The following is a 5202-nucleotide window of genomic DNA, read 5'->3' as shown; positions in this document are numbered from 1 at the left end:
ATAAGCACATTTTACTGACTTAACTTAGTTGTGTCCATAAGACTATACTAGCTCTATTACATAATATATGTATTTACATTAAGATATTTAAAACAAAGTAAAGGAGATTTAAATGAAAAAACAGCGTAACATTATTTTATACATTGGTACATCAATTGATGGCTATATTGCAAATGATGATGGTACATTAGAATGGTTAGAATCAACGGAAGTAGAAGGGGATTCTGGCTACAATTCACTGCTTGAAAGAATAGATACGGTTGTGATGGGAAAAGGAACGTATGATGTCATTCATGGATTTGATATGGATTATCCTTATAGTGATTATAAAAATTATGTGTTTTCTAATTCTGTTAGTGGATCAGATGAATATGCCTCATTTATTAATGAAGAGGTCAAAACTTTTATTGAAAATATAAAACAAAAGCCTGGTAAAGATATATGGTTAGTTGGCGGAGGGAATTTAGCCCGTGAATTTTTTAAAGAAAATTTAATTGATGAAATCCAACTAGCCATTGCACCCATTATTTTAGGGAAAGGAATTTCCCTCTATACCGGAGATGATATTACGCAAAAGTATACACTAACGAAAGTAGAAAAATTAGGTCAGCTTGCTATGCTTCATTATATAAAAAAATAATCTTTACCATCTTTCCTATTTTTGATAAAGGAAGAATGATACCTTTTCAACTACATTTTTATTAAAAGCCGTTAGAAAATTAATAGCTGCATAAAGAAAGACTGTCGTTAAGGCAGTCTTTCTTTATGCAGCTAAAGCTAACGGGGGAAGTTAGCTCAATGAGAAATAAATTTTGTATAAGGTTTTATATTCTAAGAAAATAAAATGGTTCTAAAATTAAAAACAATGAAAACTATAGTTAAATAAAACAGAATGATAAAGAGTGTTAAGAAATATGTTTTTTCAGAAATGGTAAAGTAAAGAGAAATTATCACCAATAGACTAAGAATGAGAATAATTATATTTAGTGGATTAAGCAATGAACCTAATATGAGTAAAAGAATTAGAAATAGTATTATAAAAAAGATGTATTTATACATTAAATGGCTTACCACCTTTTAAATAAATATTATATTCATCATGCCACGTTAATTATTAAATCATTAATAGTTCTTAGATAATGTGTCTTGTGAAATCTATAAACCAGCCTTAGTAGACTGGTTTAGGATTTTATCTATTATATAGTATTTAATTAAGCAGCATTTTTTTAAATAGATGGAAAAGTATCAAGCGATACATTTCCATGAGATTCTACATTATAAGGTTTTTCTGAGTTGTTGATATCAACTTTAAATTTAAAGGATTTAGTTGTATCTATTTTAACAATGTAATGTAAACATTCGCCTTTTTTTCTAATTCGTTAACGTCTGTTAGTTTATATCCACATCCATTGATTATACGAAATGCGTCATAGGATAACGTTATATGCTTAGCACTTTCTTTTCGAGTCAAGTTTATCATCTTTCATTTTTATCAATGTTAGTTGAATATTTTATCATGACTAATTAGTTAGTTAAACTGGTAATTAATGTAATTTAGCGGTTGGGAAATATAAGAATTATTTAGTTTCATGTTGACCTATTATGTGAAGGAGTTTTTGCATGGGCAAAAGAATAGAAAAATTAGACGATAGTGCTGGTCTTTAGGAGATCAACTCCTGTGGAACAGCACGAAACCAAGACCCTTTTTATGTTATGATAAGCTAATAAAAAATGTAACAAATGGAGAGGAGAAAATGGTAGAAAAACAAGAAAAACTGCTAACAATCGGTGAAATTTCAAAAATAATGAATTTACCAATTCGCACCTTTCATTATTACGATGAGATAGGCGTTTTTAAGCCCATTTATATTGATAAAAAAACGAATTATCGTTATTACAGTGAGTCACAACTTCATAGTTTAGATTTGATTAAGTCCTTGAAGTTTATCGGAACGTCGTTAGAGGACATTAAGTATGCACAGTCGTTAACACCGAAGCAGCTAGTCGATTTTTTAGCAGAACAGGAGCAACTTGTTAAGCAAAAAATGAGGCAAATGCAAGAGGTGCACTATACGCTTTTAAAGACAAAGAAACATTTAGAGGAACAAATTAGTATACCGGTATATGAAGAAGTATATGAAATGGATATGACCTCACAGCGTATTTTAGCGATCAAAACCTCTGATGCGACCATTTTGTATACACCGGAAAAGTATTTTAGAGCTTTAACTGAAACACTAGAGCGTGAAGGTAGTGTTATGAATAGTCGTTATGGAGGGATTTTTCCACTAAAGCAGTATGAGACGATCAATGACTTTTATTACAATTATCTTTTTACGCCATTGTTAACCGAGCGTTATTTAGAAAAGCTTGCACCGGGTGTAGAGGTGCTACAAATGCCAGCAGGTCGTTATGCTTGTATAGCGTTTATTTTTAGTAATGATATGTATGTAGCATCATACAAGAAGCTTTATGACTATGTAACTTATTTAAATCTAGGTGCGAATGCGAAAGTATTTGAAGTATTAATGCCGACAAGCTATTTACCAAACAAAAAGTCCGAGTTCATGGTAGAATTAAAAATTCAAATAAAATGAACAATCCTCTTGACCTTACAGTTACTGTAGGGTTTATATTTTGTTATAGCAAGTTAAAAAAAGGAGGATTTAGTAATGGGTAAAAAACAAAAAATTTCGCTCAGCATTTTACTAATGAACTTGTTTATCGCCTTTTTAGGTATTGGCCTAATAATCCCAGTATTGCCAACTTTAATGAATGAATTAAATATTAGTGGTGCGACAGTTGGATTTTTAACAGCTGCCTTTGCGTTAACACAATTGATTGTTTCACCATTTGCAGGTAAGGCTGCAGATAAATTTGGTCGTAAAATCATGATCGTTCTTGGCTTGTTTGTATTTGGTTTTTCAGAGTTTTTATTTGGTTTTGGTAAAACGGTAGAAGTACTGTTTATATCTCGTATTTTAGGTGGGGTAAGCGGGGCGTTTATTATGCCAGCAGTTACAGCATTTATTGCGGATATTACGGACATGACTACACGTCCGAAAGCACTTGGCTATATGTCAGCTGCGATTAGTACAGGTTTTATTATTGGCCCTGGTATTGGTGGTTTCTTAGCGGATATTGGTATTAGAGTGCCCTTTTATACTGCAGGTGTACTTGGTGTTGTAGCAGCGATTTTATCAATTGTACTATTATCTGAGCCTGACCGTCAGGAGATGCCAATGAATAAAGCTGCAGCAGGGAAACAAAGCATCCTGAAAAAAATAATGATGCCTATGTTTTTAATTGCATTCATTGTTATTTTTGTTTCATCGTTTGGTTTGGCAGCATTTGAGTCGTTCTTCTCACTATTTGTAGATCATAAGTTTAGCTTCACGCCAGGGGATATTGCGATTGCCATTACTGGTGGTGCGATTTTAGGTGCCATTTTCCAGGTGGCACTGTTTGATAAGCTTACAAAAATGATGGGTGAAATCTCTTTAATTCGCTGGAGTTTAGTGCTGTCAGGTATTTTAGTATTTGTTTTAACACTAGTGAATTCATATTGGGCGATTATGGCAGTGGTATTTACTGTGTTTATTGGCTTTGATTTAATTCGTCCGGCAGTTACAACATACTTATCGCGAATAGCAGGTAATGATCAAGGTTTTGTTGGAGGCATGAACTCGTTCTTTACATCACTTGCCAATGTTTTGGGACCGATTATCGGCGGTCAACTGTTTGATATTGACATTAACTATCCGTTCTATTTTGGAGCGATAGTAGTGGTTGCAGGGTTTGCGATTACGATGTTCTGGAAAAATCCGTTTGATAAAAAGCTGACACTAAAAGTAGAAACTCAAAAATACAATGGATAATGTGAAGCTATATAGAAAAGGCCTTTTCTATATAGCCTTTTGTCGTTTTCATTGCGCAATAGGCATAGTTGGACTAAAGTCACATATTTCATTAGTTTTTGATTATGAATAGATACTTCGGGATTAGATATTTAAATTTGTGAATATTTACACTTAATCGAACGGGGGCAGTAGTAAAAAAGAGCTGTAATTACAGCTCTTTTTTTATGCTACTAAGAGGCAGTTTAACTCAATAATCTACACAGTATATATTATGTGATTTAAATTCTAAGATAAAATCTTGATTTTAAAAGGTGTGAATTTTTCATGACAGTAAATAATGAAAGGTCTTATGTAGAGGGGATATTGCAGTGCAAATTGAAGGTATTGGAGGTGTTGGAAGTGAACTAAGATTTATGATAGCTGAAATAGAAGCACTATTTTTATATTCTCAAGTAGTAAAGAATAATTTATGAATATAGGATTTCTTTTCTACACAGAAAATCCCTCTAGAGAGGGAAATTTTAAAATCGTTTTCTTCTATGGTAAATACATGGACATGGATGAAAGTGCGGTACTACATGTACTATAGTGTTTTTCTTTACTATGTGTCTTGTTGGAGTAAATTGTGGAGGTAACATTTGTGTTGGACACATATTTGTATTCTGTGGTGTATGTTGAGGCTGAATTTGATTTTGCTGATACATAATGATCACATCCCAATTAATTCAGATAAGATATCGTATGCATCAAATGTTGGACGTGTACAGTTGTCTACCAAGATATAAATAAAACGTGTCTTTTATTGATGAATATTAGACCAATCAAGGTGGGGTGCCTAATTTGGAGAGAAATCCCCAGTCGCCCGATAGTGTTAATGCTAATCAGAAAACATTTAGTATTAGAACCGTACTAAATATATATGGAGTCTTTGCTTCACTTGGCTTAATATTATCCATAATTACAGTATCAATATCTTTAGATGGGAATTTGAAGCTGTATTTTAGTGAAGAGCATAATAGAGTCGAAAAAAATAAAGAATTTTTAGTATTCATTTTTTGTTCAGCTTTAATTTATTTTACATCAGTTAACTATTACTATAATCGTAATAAGAACTAGAGTTTATTTAGTTATCCAGTGCCGTATTTCTATATTAAGAGCTGTGATTAGCTTTTTTTATACAGCTATCGGCGAAGGTTAGTATAGAAAGAACTTATAGGATGACGTCATGAAACTGAGGATTTACAACGTTAAACATTTCGATATTTTTAACGTTTGCTATTTTTAAAAAAATATGTTATTCTAAAAAAGAATTATTTTTGTTCGGTTTCATCTTGAGAATGAA

The 5202-nt window shown here is 32.2% G+C and carries 4 protein-coding genes; all 4 read left to right on the top strand.

Annotated features, from left to right (window positions below; all coding sequences use genetic code 11):
• Window positions 1-112 precede the first annotated feature (112 nt).
• Window positions 113-640 carry a dihydrofolate reductase family protein gene (locus BN349_RS16375; protein ID WP_019243415.1) on the top strand — a complete coding sequence of 176 codons (528 nt, stop codon included), beginning with the start codon at window positions 113-115 and terminating at the stop codon, window positions 638-640.
• A gap of 1114 nt (window positions 641-1754) precedes the next feature.
• A complete protein-coding gene (locus BN349_RS16370; RefSeq protein ID WP_019243414.1) occupies window positions 1755-2597 on the top strand; it encodes a MerR family transcriptional regulator in 843 nt (280 codons plus the stop codon).
• A gap of 75 nt (window positions 2598-2672) precedes the next feature.
• Window positions 2673-3878, top strand: coding sequence for a multidrug efflux MFS transporter NorA (norA, locus tag BN349_RS16365; RefSeq protein ID WP_019243413.1), 1206 nt, complete (start codon window positions 2673-2675; stop codon window positions 3876-3878).
• Window positions 3879-4700: 822 nt separating this feature from the next.
• Entirely contained in the window at window positions 4701-4976 is a 276-nt protein-coding gene (locus BN349_RS16355) for a hypothetical protein (RefSeq protein WP_019243411.1), read from the top strand.
• Window positions 4977-5202: the final 226 nt, after the last annotated feature.

Origin of the sequence: Bacillus sp. AP8 (genome assembly GCF_000321185.1) — a bacterium.
Classification (GTDB): Bacteria; Bacillota; Bacilli; order Bacillales; family DSM-1321; genus Bacillus_AD; species Bacillus_AD massilioanorexius.
Note: the sequence above shows the minus strand (reverse complement) of the source record. Positions and strands in the feature narration are given on the sequence as shown.

Coding starts and splice junctions, on each gene's coding strand:
- norA (WP_019243413.1), top strand. CDS start 2,673: ATGGGTAAAAAACAAAAAATTTCGCTCAGCATTTTACTAATGAACTTG.
- BN349_RS16375 (WP_019243415.1), top strand. CDS start 113: ATGAAAAAACAGCGTAACATTATTTTATACATTGGTACATCAATTGAT.
- BN349_RS16370 (WP_019243414.1), top strand. CDS start 1,755: ATGGTAGAAAAACAAGAAAAACTGCTAACAATCGGTGAAATTTCAAAA.